Annotated in this window: 12 protein-coding genes; 7 read left to right on the top strand and 5 right to left on the bottom strand. The window is 41.0% G+C overall.

The features are described from left to right. Positions 1-113 precede the first annotated feature (113 nt). From ACRRS0_RS02215 to ACRRS0_RS02200, 4 genes are all read right to left on the bottom strand, one after another. Positions 114-2,306 carry a DEAD/DEAH box helicase gene (locus ACRRS0_RS02215; RefSeq protein ID WP_432454832.1) on the bottom strand — a complete coding sequence of 731 codons (2,193 nt, stop codon included), beginning with the start codon at positions 2,304-2,306 and terminating at the stop codon, positions 114-116. Continuing rightward, complete coding sequence (locus ACRRS0_RS02210) at positions 2,303-3,610, bottom strand: ATP-binding protein (RefSeq protein ID WP_432454833.1); 1,308 nt, start codon at positions 3,608-3,610, stop codon at positions 2,303-2,305. The genes ACRRS0_RS02215 and ACRRS0_RS02210 overlap by 4 nt, the downstream gene beginning before the upstream one ends. 3 nt (positions 3,611-3,613) lie before the next feature. Further along, positions 3,614-5,932 carry a TerB N-terminal domain-containing protein gene (locus ACRRS0_RS02205; protein WP_432454834.1) on the bottom strand — a complete coding sequence of 773 codons (2,319 nt, stop codon included), beginning with the start codon at positions 5,930-5,932 and terminating at the stop codon, positions 3,614-3,616. Between the two features lie 799 nt (positions 5,933-6,731). Further along, a complete protein-coding gene (locus ACRRS0_RS02200) occupies positions 6,732-7,763 on the bottom strand; it encodes an IS110 family transposase (RefSeq protein WP_432454835.1) in 1,032 nt (343 codons plus the stop codon). A gap of 296 nt (positions 7,764-8,059) precedes the next feature. Between ACRRS0_RS02200 and ACRRS0_RS02195 the strand changes: the two genes are divergently transcribed. From ACRRS0_RS02195 to ACRRS0_RS02170, 6 genes are all read left to right on the top strand, one after another. Next, a complete protein-coding gene (locus ACRRS0_RS02195) occupies positions 8,060-10,033 on the top strand; it encodes a hypothetical protein (RefSeq protein ID WP_432454836.1) in 1,974 nt (657 codons plus the stop codon). 14 nt (positions 10,034-10,047) lie between these two features. Then, the gene (locus ACRRS0_RS02190) at positions 10,048-10,722 is read left to right on the top strand and encodes a hypothetical protein (protein WP_432454837.1); all 675 of its coding nucleotides are present in this window, start codon (positions 10,048-10,050) and stop codon (positions 10,720-10,722) included. Then, the gene (locus tag ACRRS0_RS02185) at positions 10,709-11,302 is read left to right on the top strand and encodes a hypothetical protein (protein WP_432454838.1); all 594 of its coding nucleotides are present in this window, start codon (positions 10,709-10,711) and stop codon (positions 11,300-11,302) included. The genes ACRRS0_RS02190 and ACRRS0_RS02185 overlap by 14 nt, the downstream gene beginning before the upstream one ends. Before the next feature lie 304 nt (positions 11,303-11,606). Next, the gene (locus ACRRS0_RS02180) at positions 11,607-12,251 is read left to right on the top strand and encodes a hypothetical protein (RefSeq protein ID WP_432454839.1); all 645 of its coding nucleotides are present in this window, start codon (positions 11,607-11,609) and stop codon (positions 12,249-12,251) included. A 344-nt stretch (positions 12,252-12,595) separates the two neighbouring features. Next, positions 12,596-14,302 carry a hypothetical protein gene (locus ACRRS0_RS02175; RefSeq protein WP_432454840.1) on the top strand — a complete coding sequence of 569 codons (1,707 nt, stop codon included), beginning with the start codon at positions 12,596-12,598 and terminating at the stop codon, positions 14,300-14,302. Between the two features lie 156 nt (positions 14,303-14,458). Continuing rightward, on the top strand, positions 14,459-15,292 hold the full coding sequence (locus ACRRS0_RS02170) for a hypothetical protein (protein ID WP_432454841.1): 834 nt from the start codon (positions 14,459-14,461) through the stop codon (positions 15,290-15,292). A gap of 288 nt (positions 15,293-15,580) precedes the next feature. On the opposite strand, the gene ACRRS0_RS02165 is transcribed toward ACRRS0_RS02170, so the two are convergent. Then, a complete protein-coding gene (locus ACRRS0_RS02165; protein WP_432454842.1) occupies positions 15,581-15,835 on the bottom strand; it encodes a hypothetical protein in 255 nt (84 codons plus the stop codon). Between the two features lie 193 nt (positions 15,836-16,028). Between ACRRS0_RS02165 and ACRRS0_RS02160 the strand changes: the two genes are divergently transcribed. Next, positions 16,029-17,176, top strand: a protein-coding gene (locus ACRRS0_RS02160; RefSeq protein WP_432454843.1) for an IS3 family transposase whose coding sequence is annotated in 2 segments (ribosomal slippage) — positions 16,029-16,266 and positions 16,266-17,176 — 1,149 coding nt in all. Because the reading frame shifts where the segments join, the coding sequence is not laid out codon by codon here. The last annotated feature ends 5 nt before the right edge of the window (positions 17,177-17,181 follow it).

Genomic DNA, 17,181 nt, shown 5'->3' with positions numbered 1-17,181 from the left:
TACTCAGTTGTTAGTGTACAGGTACAGCCATGAACCGAACGGAACAAGCTTACTTTTGCCCCAAAGTTACTTAGAGAGGTTACTCGTAACAGGTCTGAACATTCCAATTTAGGCTAGTTTTTTCTTAACAACCATTTCTCCGTTGTTTGGATGTCAAACGCTTTTGCTCCATACCCTACGGATAGAATACTTTCCGGCAAGAACTCATCGAACTTCTCGATACGTTTTTCCTGTACTTGTTGTGCTAGTTCTGTTTCTGTTGGGAGTTCTGTTGACGCAAGTTTGAGCAATATCGAGCGAACACTTTCTAATGACGCTTTTTCTACTTCTATGACTCCTGCATATGCGCCTGCTTCAAACCCATGTTGGATTAACAAGGCGACAATTGTATTTACCACTTTGTCGCCAAGCCATGGGAATATATAAGTAGTATTGCCAACCTGGAGCAGTGGTTCTCTAGAGAGCTTTGCATCTTCGAAATATCGTACGCTCTCACCAAACAGTTCTCGTGCAGCTGAATCAGCGAAGTCGACTTTCCTATCTCCCACAGAAATTCTGTAGTCACCGTCTTTTAATATTTGGAACATCTCTTGCCGAACAACATCATGTATGTTCAAGCCAGCACCACCAAATTTAGGCGGCTTGCCACCTTTTGCATGCTCCACATAAATGACTTTCTTTTCGCTATCTATGTCGTTTACTTTCCAACGTTTTCCACCGAAAACAATATGCTGCCCTTCTAATACCAATGAATCTACAGGCAGCGTTCCGAGTGATTTGGTTCCACATACAATCCGGAACTCTTCAGGTGTTTTAAAAACAGCATAGAACGAGTAATGGCTTGTCAGCTTCTCTCCCAAAAGGCCAAGCACCAATTCACCACTTCCTAACTGAGTTATTAGTTCTGTTTTACCCATGTGGATAAGTAGTGCTTTGAAGTTTTCAACATTAACGTTTTGAAAAGGGCCATCTTTACAGAGCAAACTAAATAATTGCTCTGCTCTAATTCCTCCCCATTGTGCAGTAACCGCAAGTACTTGATGAAGGAGTGTTGAGAAGTGATAAAGTGATGTATCAGCTGGTTCATACCATTTACTGCCGATAAGAAGTCTGATCATGGCCAGAGACTGAATAACCTCCAGTCTCAGCTTGTCGATGACGCTAGAGTCCTTTGTCAATTCAGCTTCAGCGATGAGCATTCGCAATATTGAGGCTCCACCGCGTCTTCCTGAGCGTCCCATTCTTTGACGTAAACTTGAAATAGAGTGGGGGGGGGTTACTTGAATTACTGAGTTTACCTTGCCGATATCAATGCCTAGTTCAAGAGTCATTGTGCAAATCGCTGTGGTAGGATAATGCTCCTGTTGCAATCGCTTTTCTAAGCTTTCTCGAAGATCTTTAGATAGCGAACCATGGTGAGGAAAAAATTCATTCGGCACAATTTTTTCTTCACAGAAGTCAGATAATGTAGCCGCAATGCTTTCTGTTCGGCTCCTACTATTTGCAAACACAAGGTGACTTCCGCCTCGACAAAATTTAAATAAATCTTGGCAGATCGTATATTCGGCATCATTGGAAGACTCAGCTTCTAAGTTAGCAGGGTTTACATACCCTTTTACCTGAACCTTCAGGTTGGAAGTCGAATGTGTATCTTTTATGATCTTGCAAGGTAAAGAGCTATTAGGGCGAAGTGTTAGAGGTACTTTCTCTAACTCACCAAGCGTAGCACTCAAAGCTACTCTCGGGATTGGTGTTTCTAGTCTTTCGAGAAGGTGTTCAAGTCTATGAAGTAAAGAGAGTAAGTGATGACCGCGCTCAGAACCAATAAAGGCATGAAACTCGTCAATAACGATATATTTCAAATTAGAGAATGCAGCTTTGATCCAGCCTGAGTCTCTGATGAGTAATGACTCCAATGACTCAGGTGTTATTAACACGACACCAGACGGCGATGCTTTTAATTTCTTCTTTCGGCCCTGTGAGCTATCACCATGCCAGGGAGTAACCGGTATTTCTAACAGGTCAGACAGACTTTCTAAGCGCCTATCTTGGTCATTTATAAGGGCTTTTAGAGGGCTAACGTAAAGGATCCCTACACCCGTTTCTTGTGGTGCGATAGCGCTGAGCGCAGGCAAGAAAAATGCCTCTGTCTTTCCAGCTGCGGTTGAAGCGCTGATCAGCACATCTGTCTTTTCAGACAATATAGGTTCAATAGCAAGGCATTGTATTTCTCGTAAGCCAGTCCAGCCTTGTTTGAATATCCAGCGCTGAATCCGATGGTCTAATTTTTCATGTTCATCAATCATAGTTTGAAGTCAGCAAATCCGTCTTCATTGTCCTCTGTTTCGAGTGCAACATCGGAAGGCTTATCTTCATTAATTGCTACTGATGAGATTAGATTATGCCATGCAATTTGCGGGTTTTGGTCGATTACCGCAAGCATGTCTAAAAATGCTTTAATGGTGTTACGTGGCGTTCTAAAATACGAATCCCCTATAGTTTGGCTGCAATGCTGTAAGAACGCTTTTAGAGATTCGTCTGGAACCAAGTACTTTGCTTCGTCACCTTCAGCATAAACGTGACGCAAGTTTTTAAGCAAAATATATAGTTCTTCAGGGGTTAGGCTAGCGAGGTGAAGGGCCGGTGACGAATAATCAATCACGCCCGCTTGTTTAGCAAAGCTGTTATCTGCCAATCTAGATTGCAGTGCTTCATAGCTATACAAGCCTTTACGTGGATCTAGCAGAAACTCAGGGGTTCCGCCGAGAAGGAAGCCCAAATGCTCAGCGCTTCCTTGCAAGCAATCGTTTAGAATTCGGAGTATTTGTTCATAGTTAGACGTTCTCGCTGTGGTGTTGTTCAACTTATACAGATTTACCATCTCGTCTAAGTTAACTAAAAGCCCTTGGTAGCCAGCTTGTCTGACAAATAAACTCATTAATTTCAGCGCATCATAAAAAGATGTATCCGAAATAATTGTTCGAACTCCTAGGTCATTTCGGGCATCGGTTTTAGTCGAATACTCTGCTCGTAACCATTTTATTGCATTAGCTTTTAATATCTCATCTTCTTTCTCATGACCTATCCAATAAGCCTCAATAACTTTAGCAAAATCATAACCGCCAACGAGTTCAGAAAGTGATGCTAATTTTTCATGGATAATTGAATTTATACTTTTTCCTGAAGTATCAGCTTCTTTCATTGCTGCTGTGATGAACTTTTCAACTACACTGGTTAAAGCATTACCATCAGGTTTGTTGCGTGTAGCCATGTTACGCATTAGTTCAGAGTAAAGGTTTCTAGCTTGACCAGCCGATGCATGAATACGTCTATCAGGAGATAAGTCTGCATTGACGGTGACAAGCTTATTCTCTAGAGCAATAGCGCGTACAACACTTAAAAAGAATGTTTTACCAGAACCATAATCGCCGATAATGAGCCTGAAAGCTGAACCTCCATCTGAGATACGATCAATGTCTTGGATCAGAGCTTTTAATTCATTTACTCGACCTACTTGGATATGCTGGATTCCAATCTTAGGAGTAACACCTGACTTCAGAGATTGGATAATTGCATCCCTTTCTTTAGCTCGTATTCTTTTTGCAACCATTATTTATCCTTTCAATTCTTCAACGATTTCTAGATCGACATAGATATCACCATCGTCATCTAGAACTGGCGCATCGACTTTGTCATAAGCCCAGTCATTAATAATTTCTAATGCGCCATCAACCATTATGCTTAGTTTACCGCACAGTTCATGAACTTCTTTACGTGGCCACGACTCTTTAGCTATCAAAGTTTCAAAAAGTTCTTTGTAAGGGCTATCTAAGCCTTCTTCATTGACATCAGCGGTGGAGCTCATTTCCAGTTCAGCTTCTTCATCAACGGCAAATATATTCTCCAGCATACTCTTCGCATCGTTGGTGTCACTTTCATGCATAGCCAGAATACCTTCATCCAACTGAAAGGTTCTTTTATCAATTGAAGCGTCTTTAGATGTGGCTGAGATAGCTTGTTTACTGGAGGCAAACGCATGAATGTCACTTGTAACGAGTGATTTATTTAAGCCTAACGAGGTATATAACTTTTCAATTTGCTTAATTTCAGAAGCATCGATTTTTCCATCAGCAAGAGCGATGGAAAGCATGAATTTTTTCAAGAATTCTACCTGTGGAACGCCGAGTTTTTCAATCCTAGCTTTCAAGCCGGTATTATTTATAGGCGAATTTAGACGCCAAGTTAAATATGCATTTAACGAGTTCTTTTCAGAAAGTGAGAGTTTGTCATCGTGGTTTATCAACGTTTCTAAGGCGATTTTCTCATGATGATCTACAGTACCATCTATCGTTGCGACCATTGCCCCTAGCCTAATTGCTAAACTTACTTGGTTAAATGCCGAGCTTGGCTCAAAAAACTCTCCATGGCCCGGTGAGAAGAGCACAATGTTGTCATCGATTTTCAATTTTGCATGGTGAAAACGTTGGTCTGGCGCAATACCTATTTCAGCCTTAGCTGCCAAGTTAGCGACTAGTTCATTTTCTTTTTTGTTAAACGCCTTAGGGAGAGGTGTACCTGTATGAGTCCAGAAATCCTTGACTGTGGTTAGTCCATCATTTGAACTAATTATCTGATTTGCCCAAGACTTAAATGTTTCTATAACTGGCGAATTTGCTTCGTTTGCCAGTTCTTTAGGTAATAACATTAACGCTGCAATATCACTCCTTGAAGTATCTGCTTTTCCTAAGTAACGGCTATAGCTGTTCAACTCTTCTGTACATTGTTCGGCAATAGGAATGAGCTTTTTAACTGGGCCTTTGAGAATACTTGGATCTGGTAAGTCACCCAACTCCAAATCAACCCCATGCACACCATTACTTGCTGCATGATATGAAAGGCGCAGTTTAGTTTTATTGGGTTTTATGGAAATTCCTTCGCCAAACTTGTCAGAAAATCTAATTTGGAAAAGCTGGCTAAACTCTTCTTGACATCTACGGGCGGGAGTTTTTAGGGAATATTCGAATGTATTTTTTAGCCACTCTAAAGCTAAGGGAGCTGTTACAGGGTTTCCATTGGCTATAGTTGTTGCAAGTTTAACTTTGAATGACAATGCATTATTAGTTTCTGGTATATCTGACAGTCTATCTTCAAATAAGGCGGGTCTTTGAAGTGCTATTAGTTCGAGGAAATTAGCGGAGTATCCTCTGAACGAACGATTTGCGTTGAAAACGCTATTGAGACGCAGCACTTCATCAAATATTGCTATATACTCTTCATCAGATATTTGATTATTGGATTTGTTTTCGATGACTCTTCTCTCAAATCCGTAGAAATAGATGAAGACATAACCAATTGGCGTATTGGGGTTTGAGCGATCAGAGGCGAGCCAATCTAGGTAAGCGCCTCTACAGCCTTTTGATAAGGATGCGTAAGTTGGCCAGTACCCTAAGGATTCATCCGTGTATATTTCTGAATCTACCGAAGGACTTAAAGCCGGGCGTTTATCATCCACTAGGGACGGCTCTATACCGTACCCATCTAGTGAATTCATTACTCCACCAGAGTAGAAAAAGCCTTTCGTTAACTGCCTTCCATTTATAGAAAGTTGTTCATCTTCACTTATCCATCGACCTTTTTGCTTGTTCGTTGTTTTTTCTGGCTCTCGGCCAAAGCTTGTATGAATAGTAAAAGTAGCAAAATCATCATCATCGTCTAAATCAGCATGATTAGACGTATTGGATACACTAATGTTGGAAGATCCTACAGCAATACTGGGCGATGACGTGCTACTTTCTCGGACTTTTGATTTTTCAGTAAAAGGCTGGGGAGTTCTTTTTTTGAGCGGATTTTGTGCTGAAGGACGACTATTTCCCTTACCTTTGAATAATCTATAAACTAAATAAATTATAAATAACCCAATAATAAATTTCATTTTATTTCCTATTTGTTCAAGGCTCTAAATTAGGTTACTTTGATCCTTGCATTTTTGTATTTTATTGATTCTTATATCAATTACAGAAAGGTAATGTAAAATTTGAATCAGTAAATTTTATTAAAAATATTGTTACAAATGAAGGTTTTCAAGAGATCTACTCCCTCCAAAACAAATATAATGATAAATAGCCTTATTTTGTAGTGGTCATGTAAAACTGGCCACAGGTTTAGAGCTTTTTCACACTTTTCGTAATCTGAAATGCTGTCATTAGAGCAAAAATCCTAACTCGAAAATGCCCCTTTTATGTGTTAGCTATAGAGCAAAAGCTTTCGCCTGCGGCGACGTCATTTTTCTTTGACGAGCAAAGAAAAACGAAGCAAAAAGAAAACTCGCCCTGCATCTTCTTAGGCCCTCCGTTGCGCATTCACAAGGGAGTTGAAGTAACTCGCTACGCTCAAACAGACTTCAACTCTGCTCCCTTGTTCATTTGCACTACTCGCCGAAGATGATGGGATTGAAAGCACAGTCTTGGCTATCAAGTTTGTGAAACGTTTTTGCCCCATTACGTATATGGGATCCACGTTTTTACAAAGTGACAATTTCAATAAAAGTTAAGATGCGTACGTATATTCGGCTTCTTGTTGAAGGCGCTACCTTCTAGCCTTTGATGTTTGCGCACCTACCGTCCTCATCGAGTTAACAGCTTTAAAAGCATTACAGAATGGCCAGGTTTTCAGTAGGTTGGTCTTACCTTTTATGCTTCATCATTTTGTAAAACTAGGAATTATTTTTTGTTTCAAGCCGTCAGTAAAATGGGTTTGTATTCTGTTTCATACCTAAGCATGGCCCATGCAGTCCGAACAACTTTGTTTGCCAGAGCAATACAGGCTTTCTTAAAACCAATCCTCTCTATTATTTGGTGTAACCAAGCATCTTTTTGTGTTTTTGGTTTTTCGGGCAGCCGGCCTACATAAGACATTGCACCAAGGTAAAGAAGGGAACGCAGCTCTTTCACTCCACCGCACTTATCTATTCCAATCATGAAGACTTTACCTCCAGAGCTATGCTGTTTAGGTGTGAGACCAATGAAAGCTGAAGCTTGCCTACCATTTTTAAACTGCTTACCGTCACCAAGAATTGTATAGAGCATCGCAGCCGTTGTTTCTCCAACACCTTCGATTTCCATTAATCGTTGGCATGGTTCAATTTGACGAGTTAAGGCGTTCTTTTCTTTTTCGAATGCAATTAACTTCGCTTTGAGCTGTTTGTATTGTTCCCACAGCATAGACATTACGGAAACAACATTTTCAGGCATTGATGTTTCCCCATCCAGCACCGTTTGAACTGAGGCTTTTAGACCTTTTTCACCTTTGGGGTTTGCAATACCATAGCCTAAAATTGTCCCTCGAATATGCTGTCCTAGAGAGACCACACTGCGTGAAAGAAATCGGCGACTACTTTCTAATGAATACATAGATTGTTGCTCTAGTGATTTTGGCCGACTGTATTTTATTCCAATTTGAATTGCCGCATTAGCAATGGCAAGAGCATCATTATGGTCAGTTTTATGGCCCTCTAAATACCCTTTTACTTTCTTAGGGTTAATGATCCTTACTTCGTGGCCAAACTTTTCGGCTAATTGGCCCCAATAATGACAACCACAGCAACCTTCCATGGCGACAATGGATGGTTTGGCCTTTGCTAGAAACTCTTTCATCTTTTGTCGGCTTAAAGGCTTGTTTGAAAGCAGTTCGCCATGAGTACTAATATGGCAAGCTTGAAGAACATTTTTGGCTAGGTCGATAGCGATAACATTATTGGTCAGCATATTGGAATCCTCGTATTTTCTCGTTCTCCTAAGTCTAGATTGGCAAAGGAGGGAGTGGATCCCATACATCAAGTTTCAAGCCTAAAAAACTCAAACTAAATCTTCGTATTTTAGCCAAATTCTTCTTATCTCTAGCGATAGCGTTAATGAGTATTTCAACACCTATATTGACTCACTTATTACTAGCCTGATAGCATCACGTTCTTATTGACTCTTAAGTCAATTTTTATCAGGTAAACAAGCAAGGAATCGCATGTTTAAGGCAGTAAAATTGTTGGCATATTTGGGAGGCAATAATGCATCCAAGCGCTAACGCTTTCGAGCAATCAAAGTTCAACCAAACACTGTTAGTTGACGCCTTTGGGCAGTCTTATATGTTTTTACAAGGACATGTGACCCAAGCTGAAAACCTAGGCGAGTTGATTAATCACAGTGTAGACATCTACTGGGCTCAGTCATTGCTTCAAAACCATAGTTCCATGTGGGGTTATCAATTCGACCTTAACAAACTGTACTTTCAAGTTTCTGGCGATTACATGGCTAGCCACAAAAGCGAGCAGCAGAAAATTGCTTGGCTTAGTAATGGCATTGTGAGCGGTGAGGTAAAGGTTCTTAAAGGCAAAAACTTTGCTCCGCCACCCCCTTCTAATATGGAAGGAGGCATGCCGGTAGCCACTTTGCCAGAGAAAGAAGTGACTCGCGCAGCACCCGCTCAAGCACCCTTAGGTCATGGCGGTCAATCTAAAGAAGACATTCGCGAAGCTTTGGATTTGTATTGCGCACTACCAGATGGCTCACCTGCTGCAAACTTACCTTACAAAGCGACCTTAGCGGATGGCACAGTATTACAAGGACAGCTAGATGCCAGTGGCCAAGCTAACTTACCAAACCTTAAACCAAATAACGTTGATGTAGAGTTTGGCGAGCTGCCCGATGATGCCGCTATTGCCGCAACTAGAGCGGAGATTGCAGGAGTGCTTAACAGCATTATTGCAGCGGAGAGAGTAGAGGGAGCTAAAATTGCAGCCGAGTATGGCGAGTTAAATGCTCTTCAAAAGGGCGTGTCGAGCATTGGCTCTTTGTTAACCGGGGTTGGCGGTGCGCTTGGCGATGCAGCTGAATTTACCTACAACCTTATAGAACTTGGCTCTATGCAAGGGCAGCTTAAGCGGGCCCTTACTGCGGGCTGGGATGCCTACAATGTAGATGACGATAAAGGGTGGGCAGAGAGCTTTGCCAGTAATTGGAGCGCAGAGCAACACCAAGCGTATGTAAAAGCACTAGGCTTTGACCCAGCCTCTATTACCAAAGAAAACCTCACCGAAGCCTACGAAATCGCTAGTTTTATTAGCGATGACGATGAAACCCAAACGGCCTTACTGCAATTTGTAAAAGATTTCGCCGACGCACAACATCATACCGAACTAACCGAAATGGGTGGCGCAGCCATATTTGATATTGTGTTGGGCGCAGTTCTAGTTGCGCTTACCGGAGGCGCAGGAACCGCTGCTGTAGCCGCTAACAAAGTACGCCATTTAGATAAGCTAGGCGGCTTATTCAAAACACTAGCCAAGCAGCTTAAAAAGAAAGCTCAGTTTAAGACTAAATCTGGTCGTACTGGTGGCAAAGTAGAGCAACAGATTGCTAAGCCAGCTGGGGCAGAGGTGCCTACTGATGCGGGGAAACAAAAAAGCGTAGTAGCTCCACCTGATTCAATTAAATATCACAATATTGAGTCAAGCCAAGTTGAGGTGAAAAACTTTAAGACTGTGAGACAAGTCGACTTAGATAACTTATCGGATGCAGATGCTAATGCAGCTAACCTGTTAGAAAAACAAGGTTGGCCAGAAGATAAAATCGAGGAAGTGCTTAGTTCCGGCGATAATTTCCGAATTAAGGAAATAAGAGCAGGCGATAAGCTCTATGGCTTTAATACTAAGGGCTTTGAGAAAGACTTAAAAACCTCTGCTTATTGGATGGATGAAGCTGGTTTACAACAAATGAAGTCGAAGCACTATGATGGAACTAACTGGGACCATGAAGGAGTGAAAAACAGTATGGCATTGCCATGCTTTAACCGAGCAAATACTATTGAAGAAGTTATGGTGACTAAAGACCAGAGCATTGTTGAATCTGCAATTGGTAAAGCAACGGAGCTTATTCAGTATTCTGAAGCCAATAAGTATGACACTGGCTTGCTAGGTAAAATTATGCCAGGTGGCGGCACTCAGATTGCCGCAGACCCTACAACTTTAATAAAATCTAAATAAACTTGGATCTAATTGTGACTATTTCACCAGAACAAAAAAATGACGTTATCTCAATTTCTAACTATTTGCTTGACAGGTTTAGAGAATATGCGGTGGTTGATGCAAGCCCAGAAGGACGTTTGCAAGCGCAGTTACTTTGGGTATTGGATAAACTAAAGGATCCTAACTTTAGTTTACCCCTACCTGCTGAGCAATTAAGTACCCTTCGCTATATTTATACAGATGGAACCTTAAGCTTTCGTGCTAGTAACCCTGACGACATAAATTCTATATTTAAAGAAATTGAACTTCCGTTAGTACAGCTCATCAACGTTCTGAAAAAAGGGCATCTATTAATTAAACCAGACTATTACCCACATATTTCAACCGTGATTGGGCAGCTGATTAGTTGCCTTAAAAAGTCTCATCGTGCACTGACGAAAGATGAAACAAAGTTTCTTGCTGAATTAGAAGCACTCAAGTTAGACATCGATAGCGGTAAGCAAGAATTGCCATTCCAAAGCCACTTACCTAGATTTCCTGGTTACACTGAAGTTAAAAGCTTTAGAGGGAATACCATTGATGACATACCTAGAGCTAAGAATCTGTTTAAAGTATTTAAGAATGCCGTGTTTAACGGTGTGAGACCAGAAACTTGGGTAGACGAAGTTACTGCTAAACAGGCGGTAGAGGCACTTGTTAATTCATAGTATGGACAACTCCCCCCCTGTCTTTGATGCATCTACTTTTGTGCCAGTGCCTCGCAAGCCAGAATGGTCGGTATACCAGCCCGAGAACTTACCTAGCGCTTGGAAAAAAATTGCTGAAATAACTGATGTTCAAGATAAAGACACCGCTGATGATTGGCAGCTTTATTTTGATGGCACCATGCTAATTTTCCATCACTGGAGTGATAGCATCAATGAGTTTAATGGGAAGCCATTTCGTTATGTAGGGCAATATGAATTCCCTATTGGCGCAGCTGCATGGTTTGTAGAAAACCTACCGCGCTTTTTTAATGCAGGTGACCCCACTAAGCCACAAACATCAAAGGGCTTCCATCATTATGACCGTACCGGCAGTGGCGGCGAAGGTTTAGGGATATCAAGGCTCATTAACTCCATAGGTAGAGATATTCCCGGATACAGTTTAGATAACCTTAGTCGTTGTGGTCACCCAGATATGGACTTATGCCAAAGCTTTAAGATGAGTGATGATTTTTTGTTTAACCAAGGAATGCTAGAGCTGTTTAAAGACATTGCTAAGCGCCATGCCGCTGGCACGCTTTAAAGCAGATAAAAGAGTCAGGAAACAGTTTCTGACTCTTTCTTTTTAGGAATATTCATAACACTGCTAATTAGCACTTTCCCATACTTTTGCTAATCCTAATCACCTTTGAATAAGCGCATGCGCTAACGCATTTCTGTCCAATGACGAGTTAGCGTAGCTTGGTTTTGCCCCATTGTTTGTTTCGACTGATTCAAGACACACTTCACCAAAGTGTCATTTGACTTACTTTTCCTCATCTAACTATGTGGCCAAATTTACCAATCCACTACAATGTGCTTATTAAAGAGGTAGCTAAGGAACTCCTATGTCATCGTTAATCTTCTATACCCAACCTGATGCCGCTGTTGTAGCAACAGATACGCTTGCAGTTTCCCCTGATGGTTCACCGTTTAGTTTCTGCACAAAAGCGGGTTATATTCCACATTTAAAGACAATCATTGCAGGTACAGGAGCAGGTGGATTTTCAAGTCAATGGCTGGTGCATGCTTCTACACGCATGGTTGTGCGTGGAATTCATAATTTAGATTTCCACACACAAAAAGGGCTTAGGGATCTTTGGGAGACTTATAAGAAGGAATATTCTCTAACGGATGAAAGTACAACTACTGTTTATCAATTTGGTATTAGTGAAGAAAGTGGTGAGGTCGTTTCATTTGCTTATCGCTCAACAAATAACTTTAAGTCTGAACCATTACAATTTGGCACTGGGGTAAAGCCAGCTTGCACAGTGCTAGAAGGTAATCTGCTAGATCTCATTCCAGTTATGATGGCTGAACAGAGAAAGAATGAAGCAGGAAAGCCACAGAGTGAGAAAGTATTTATCGGGGGGGAGATTATAGCCTTGGTATTAACTAAAGAAGGTTGTAATCACATAAAAATTGGAGAGTTCGAGGATTTTGCTACTGATGAAAAAGCCGTTTTCGAAAACTTCAGCAGAATGACTAATTAACTACGAACACTGTGGATGGCTGAATGATTTTGCAATTCCGCCACTTGCTTTAAGGGTGGCTTATAAAGCTAAACACCTAAGTGGACTGTTTAGCTTCGTGCTGTTTGAGTGGGTTGTAGCAAAGAACTGCACCTTTTCGGGTTAACATAATTGCTCATAGCTTAGTCATTGCTGATGAAGGCACAGTAATTTATCTAATGGTTAAATGCGCAGGTACGATACCATAAAACTCCCCACTCACAGCACATCTTGTCTAGTCATTAATTTGCACATGCATGCTAGTGATACCTACATGTAACCAAGTTAAGATGGCAATAAACAGTTGATTACAACTCAGGAGAACCATGTTACAGATCTGTTCAGGAAAACTATTCCAAAACACTGTTGAGTATAGAAATCAATTAAGAGGGATCATTTATACCAACTTACGGTTCGGATTTGGGCGAGAGGAAAAGCTTGATACCGAAGCTGGCTCTCTGTTGTCAACGTCAAACTTGGGTCAATCTAATGCCATAGTTTACGAAATAGAGGAGCTAATTGAATCTACTGGACAAGGGAAAGGTATTCTTGTTTCTCATGCTGTTGATCCATATATATTAGACTTCTCAACAGTTATTTCTTTCGCACTGAATTGCACTGCTTCACCAAGTTATACTCTCACAGATCGGCTGTTAAGCAATCAAAAGGGAGTTTCGACACATACGGAACCTAGTAAAGTTGTAAAAAGGTTTTTTGATAAAGATGTTTATTGTGCTAAGGCTGACGCTGAACATTTACGTCAGTTTGTAAAGCACTTAATTGGACTTGAAAGGAAAACATATTTAGGTGTGATGCGAGCTATAAGAACATACGTCACTGGTATGCAACGTATAGCTGATGACTTTGAACTAGCATACACATTACTTGTAGCATCGATAGAATCTCTTGCTCAAGACTTTGATGGACATAAGTCTTCTTGGAATAGTTATGATCAAAGAAAGAGAAGGTTAATTGATAAAGCACTCTCTGGAGCCAGCGATGAAGTCTCAGACAGCGTAAGAAAAGCTATTCTTGATATCGAACATACATCATTAGGCAGAAGGTTTAGGGATTTTTCGATAGAACACCTTAAGCCTTCGTACTTTCGAGAAGAAGCAGTAGGTGTTGCTCATCCTATTTCAAAAAACGATTTACCCAAAGCATTAGCAAATGCTTATCAAGCTCGATCCCAATATATTCATAATTTGAGAACACTTCCAAGTCAGTTAACTAATACTATTGAGTATTCGGAATCCACTCAGATTGACAATAAAGCTTGGTTGACCATTCAAGGTTTGTCTAGGCTGGCAAGGCACATCATAACTGAGTTTGTTCAACGGCAAGTAACAATTGATAAGGAGGTTTATGACTACTCGCTCGAAAGGTCTGGCATCGTACAAATGAAAATGGCACCACAATATTGGGTGGGAAGGACTGGGTTATATCATGGTTCGGGTAGCAGGAAACTTGAAGGTTTTCTGTCGCAAATAGCCGCACGTATGTCTGGAACCAAGGATGGCGTTGTAACGGACTTAAGAGAGTTATTAGCAATAGTGGAGAAAAATGTCTTTGAAATAAAAAAAGAAGACAAATTACCTTATATAGCACTCTACTTTATCTTTAACGGCTATGTGGCAGAAGAGCAAAAAACAGAAAATGCAGCTAGCTTTCAAGAACGTTTTGACAGTGAATTTATGTCACCAAGCTCAGAATCATTACTTGTTCACACCCTCTTTAACATAACGCCTCTATGGGACATCACTGAGTATCACCGTGCTCTGGAGCGTTATTTCGAAAAACGAGATAACAGATTTAGTTTCCGTGCCCCTGTACTGTTCGAAACAGGAATGATATTGAGTTTGGCTGAAAGCTATCGTGTTAATAAGGAATTTTCAACAGCAGTAGATTTAGTTTCTATGGCAGTTGAAAACTATCCTGGTAATGAAGCGTTGAGACAGTTTGAACAAGATTTTAAACTAGAGAATAGGCCAATAAAATGGCAAACAATCCTGATGCCAAAAGCTGAAGGGTAAATGTGAAATTGGCTACCGTCAACAACGGTGGCCTTGAACTATTCCTAACTAAGCTAATGATTCAATAGAATTTTTAACCCTAGCATATACATCCTTATGGCTTTACGCAGCTTTTTGATGTAAAGCTGATAAGTGGCAAGGCTAAATAAGGTAGGTATGAAACTAAAAAAATTATTACAACATGACTTTATTAAAGAATTTCAGGGTGTTTTAGTTACTGACTTCGAAAAAGAGTTATTTCGAGCAAGTCTAAGGAACTATTGCTCGCATGGAAACCCTTTGCGGTTTCACAATTTTGCTTTTTCTATGCGTGAGTTAGTATTGCTGGTTATTGACAGACGAGCACCGAATGACAAAGCATTGAAAGCTAGTTGGTATGAAGTCGAAAGTGATAGGTTTGAAGTTACGAGAAGACAGAAACTTAAGTTTTGTGCGCAAGGGTATTTAGCTGATACATACCTTGATTCTGATGGTCTTGATGAAGTGAATGCAAGCATCAAAGAGTTTCTAAAGAAATTTAATTTCTTTAATAAATATACTCACATAACAGAAAAACACTTTACACCATGTCCAAAGAAGTTCTACTCGGACATGAAATATATTATTGAGCTTTCTCAAGAAGTAATCGAAGAAATAGCTCTGCTAGAAAGCTATGTGATTAGTCGGGTTGAGGATTACCTTCAAGAGGTGATTTTCGATAAAGTTGTCAATAATTTCCCAGATGAACTGTCAATATTAGCTAGTAATGTAATTATTGAGCAAGTACACCCAGAAAAACTAGAGCTTGTTGGCATAAGTGAATCTAAGGTCGTTATCGATGTGGAAGGCACGGTTTACGTTAGTCAAGAGTACGGAAAAGGAGGGGATTTCGTTGTTATGTCAAACGGTTACCCTTTCTCAGTGACACTTGACGCATCTGTTTCAGACCCAAGCGACATCGGATTGGATGCTAATGACATAGAAATCGATAATTCAAGTTGGTTCGAGTAAAGTAAAACCACTCAACAAACGTTTAAGGTTAAGGTTTCAAGATACTTTTTCTCATCAGACTCAATTGCATTAGGTTAAGTGCCCTAAGAAGCTTTTGTCCAAAGACGTGTCTGCGCGATCATCACCAACACGTGTATGCCCCGTCTTGAATTTTATCGATTGGTGTGGGATTAGAATAAAGTCTCATACTGAGTAATAAAGATTCATACTAAGTATTAAAGTGTCATACTAAATTGACAGCGTTACCTAGTATCATATCACTTATTTTCCACCATTTTCCCTCGTTGCTTAGCCTGACGAAGACGCTACGCCAAACGGAAATTTTAAATTAAACACTTCTGCGTCTAATGCACTTACTGAAACGCACAAATCTGTTTGGTTTTTCAGGTGGTGTTCTTGTACTTCATCCACTTTTTTAAAAACTGTAATGTCGTTATCACCGAAGGTGTAACTATCAAAATCACTGGTATCAAAAGGGCATTCATTGAGCACCTTTTGTAGCTTGTTAAACCAAGCTTTTTCTTGCTTCGTGAGTGTAGCCATACGTTGAACTTCCCTCTACTCTCCGTAATAACCAGCTTTTGCTGAATTAATAGCGTGTTGATTCGGATGATAAGCCTTATTGAAAGCGGCTAAAAATTCTGCGAAATCCATACCTTGTTCGCGGCACTCTGGACTTCCCAGACTTTGCTAGACACTTTTAACAGTTACAATGTAACTTCAACTAGAGGTGTTTATGAGCAAAGGCAAACGTTATACCCAAGAGTTTAAATCCGAAGCTGTAAAGCAGGTCACCGAGCGCGGCTATTCAGTTCACGAAGTGGCCGATCGATTAGGGATCTCAGCGAAGTCACTTTACCATTGGCGAAGTCAAATTGATGGTAAAAAAGAAGCCCTTCCAAGATCAGATGAATCCGTTAGGATCGCTAAGTTGGAAGCTGAACTCAAACGGGTTACGGAGGAACGAGACATTCTAAAAAAGGCCGCAAGGTACTTTGCAAGCCACCCAGAGTAAAGTACGCCTTTGTTCGTGATCATCAACATGAGTATTCAATCTTAGCGATGTGCCGGGTCCTCAAGATAAACCGCAGCGGGTTCTACGCGTGGCTTAAACAACCACTAAGCGCCAGGGCGATTGAAGACAATCGTTTATTGGTCCGGATCAAAGCATTCTATGTCGCTAGCGGTGGCACCTATGGAAGCCCTTGGATCCATCGCGATCTAAGAGAGTCGGGTGAACGCTGTAGTGTGCATCGTGTTGCCAAAATTATGCGACTTCACCGCCTTAAAGCACAGGTCGGCTATATGCGGCGGTATATCAAAGGCAGTAAGCCCTCTCGAATCGCGGATAACGTGTTAGAGCGGGATTTTTCACCGGACGCACCCAATGTCTCATGGGTGAGCGATATAACCTACGTTCGTACAGCACAAGGGTTTCTCTATTTGGCGGTCGTCATTGATTTATTCTCACGCAGGGTGGTGGGTTGGTCGATGAATAAGAATATGGACAAGCACTTAGTCATCAAAGCCCTATTGATGGCAGTGTATGCGCGACGGCCTCAGCAAACCGTTTTAGTCCACAGTGACCAAGGAAGCCAATACGGAAGTAGTGATTACCTAGCCTTTATGAAGTCGCATGGTCTAAAGCCATCGATGAGCCGTCGAGGGAACTGCCACGATAATGCTGTAGCTGAAAGCTTTTTTGCAACGTTTAAAAAGCCAGTGACACGCAAGAAGATATATACAACAAGAGATGAGGCGAAGGCCGAGATATTTAACTTTATAGAAATGTTTTACAATCCAATAAAGCGCCACTCACATACCGGAGGGGTCTCACCGGCTACGTTCGAGGAAGCGTATTTATTGAAACAGCAAACTGTCTAGTGAAT

It is taken from the genome of Agarivorans sp. QJM3NY_29 (assembly GCF_050870835.2).
Lineage (GTDB): Bacteria > Pseudomonadota > Gammaproteobacteria > Enterobacterales > Celerinatantimonadaceae > Agarivorans.
The sequence above is the reverse complement of the archived record's forward strand: the minus strand, read 5'-3'. Positions and strand labels throughout refer to the sequence as shown.